At 75.8% G+C, this 567-nt stretch carries 1 protein-coding gene; it reads right to left on the reverse strand.

Going from position 1 to position 567, the window contains the following annotated elements:
* Window positions 1-567 (reverse strand): hypothetical protein (locus tag ABGB08_RS54725; protein WP_347608584.1); only part of this gene is annotated, 567 nt, incomplete at both ends.

The following is a 567-nucleotide window of genomic DNA, read 5'->3' on the forward strand; positions in this document are numbered from 1 at the left end:
TCGTGCCGGTGCGGCCGTGCGGGGCGTTTTCCCCGTGCTTGGGTGAGCCGTTCCCCGCCCGGCAGATGGATCTGTTTGACGGGCAGGCCGGCCTGGGCGCGGCGGGCGGCGCGGGCTTGCTGCCGGGTCGAGGGCCGGTACTGGGCGGGGTTGGCGGCGCGGCGGGAGCGGTCCAGGGCTTTGCGGCGTCCGGCGGCTTTGTTCCGGTCTCGGGCCAGCGCATCCCGCTGGGCGGGGGTCAGGGTGAGCCGGGTCGCGGTCACCGGCGCGTTGCCCGAGTCCGCGGCGGCCGGAGCGCCGGGGAATGTCTCCCCGATGTCGTCAGCGCCGCCGTCCGCGCTGGGGCCGTCCGCGCTCGAGTCGCCGTGATGCGGGCCACCGGCCACGAAGCTACTGCTCGCGGTGGCATCGCCCGCGGTGGCATCGCCCGCCGTGGCATTGCCCGCCGTGGCATTGCCCGCCGTGGCATTGCCCGCGGTGGTGGCGGTCGCGGGGAAGGAGACCACCGACAAGTTGGACACGTTCGCGTCGACCCCGCCGATCCGGTCCAGCCCGGCCACCCTCGCG

This window comes from Acrocarpospora sp. B8E8, from assembly GCF_039871605.1.
Lineage (GTDB): Bacteria > Actinomycetota > Actinomycetes > Streptosporangiales > Streptosporangiaceae > Acrocarpospora > Acrocarpospora macrocephala.